The organism is Janibacter sp. CFPM2_SD2 (genome assembly GCF_057364645.1).
In genome coordinates, this window is the sequence record NZ_JBNFOF010000333.1 from 1 (window position 1) to 1,625 (window position 1,625).

The window sequence follows — 1,625 nt, forward strand, 5'->3', positions numbered from 1 at the left end:
TCGCGGCACGCGGCCCGGTCGGTCTTGCCGTTGGGCAGCCGGGGCAGCTCTGCGACGGTGTCGACGATGACGGCCCCGGGGGCGAGGCCGGCGGCCCGGACCGCCCGCTCGCGGACCGAGCGGACGAGGTGGGGGTTGCCCCCTTCGTCGGTGACGAGGGTGACGAGGAGGTGGCGGGCGTCGGCGGTGACGACCACCTCGTGACCGGCATCCGCGAGCGCGTCGGCGACGCGGCCGAGGTCGATGCGCAGGCCGAGGACCTTGGCGATGTCGTCGCGGCGGCCGACGATGCGCACGCGGCCGTCGTCCAGCCGCCCGAGGTCGCCGGTGCGCAGCTCGGCGACCATGCGGCCGAGGGCGAGCTCGTCGGGGTGCTCGGCGTAGCCGAGCATGACGCCGGGGCCGGTGAAGACGAGCTCGCCGACCTCGTCGCTCCCGCCCGGGACGTCGTGGTCCAGGCGGAAGGCCGAGGCGGCGACGGCCCGCCCGACCGCGTCCGGGTGCTCGAGGACCTCGGCGCCGCGCTGGATCGCCATCCGGGCGGTCGCCTCGGTCTGGCCGTACATCACCGCGAGCTCCCAGCCCTGGCGCCGGCCGAGCACCGCGAACTCGCGCACCCGCTCGACGCCGAGCGCGCCGCCGGCCTGGGTCACGAGGCGCAGCCCGGGCGTTCCCGGCGCGCAGGCGCCATCGACGAGGTCGAAGGTGTGCGGCACCCCCGCGAGGACGGTGACGCGGTGCTCGGCCTGCAGCCGCCAGAACTCGTCGTCGGTCACGAGCGCTCGGTGACGACGATGCCGCCGCCGGCGAGGAGCGCGCTGTGCAGGACGGACAGGCCGTAGCAGTAGTGGAGGGGGAGCGAGGTGATCGCGCGGTCGTCCGCGCGCAGGCCCAGGCCCTCGGCGATGGCTGCGGCGTTGCTCGTGAGGTTGTCGTGCGAGAGGCGCACGAGCTTGGGGCTGCCGGTGCTGCCGGAGGTCGACAGCAGCAGCGCGAGGTCGGGGTGCAGCAGGTGCTGGGGCTCGGTCGAGAGGGCCTCGACGCGCTCGCCGACGAGCCTCACGTCCGGGGCGAAGCGCTCGGTGACCGACTCCGCGCCCGGTCCGGTGACGAGCCCGACGTGACCGGCGGCGAGCACCGCCAGGTGGGCCACGACACCCGGGACGTCGCGCGTCGGGTGGAGGTGGACCAGGCGACGACCGGTCGCCGCGTCGGCAGGCGCTCCGCGAGCGCCGCGACCCGTGCCGCCAGGTCGGCGTGCGTCAGCACCCGGTCGCCGTCGAGGAGCGCGGGACGTCGACCCGGGGTGGACGAGGGGGCGGTCTCCCGGCCCGGGACGCGCTCGGGAGCCGGGCGGGCCACCTCCGTGAGCGTCGCCGTGGGAGTCATATTGGTGTGCCTATCCTTAGTAGCTAGGGCGAGAGTACAACCGTTGATGTCAGGACCTCACATGGACAACCACGTCGTGGACGTCTGGTGGTCGGACCTGCGGGCGATGGACCTGGCGCTCCTGCCGCTGCTCGACCCGGTCAAGGCGGCACGGGCCGCGGGCATCGCCGGCTCGGCCGACCTCGGGCGCTTCGTCGTCGGGGCGTGGCTGCTGGCGGGTCGGCAGTTGGGGGGCC

General features: G+C 75.3%; 2 protein-coding genes. Both read right to left on the reverse strand.

Annotation, left to right across the window (positions count from 1 at the left end; translation table 11 throughout):
- Positions 1-776 (reverse strand): AMP-binding protein (locus AC2W7J_RS18015; RefSeq protein ID WP_485984130.1); only part of this gene is annotated, 776 nt, incomplete at its 3' end.
- Positions 773-1,153 carry an AMP-binding protein gene (locus tag AC2W7J_RS18020; RefSeq protein ID WP_485984132.1) on the reverse strand — a complete coding sequence of 127 codons (381 nt, stop codon included), beginning with the start codon at positions 1,151-1,153 and terminating at the stop codon, positions 773-775. The genes AC2W7J_RS18015 and AC2W7J_RS18020, both read right to left, overlap by 4 nt.
- Positions 1,154-1,625 lie beyond the last annotated feature (472 nt).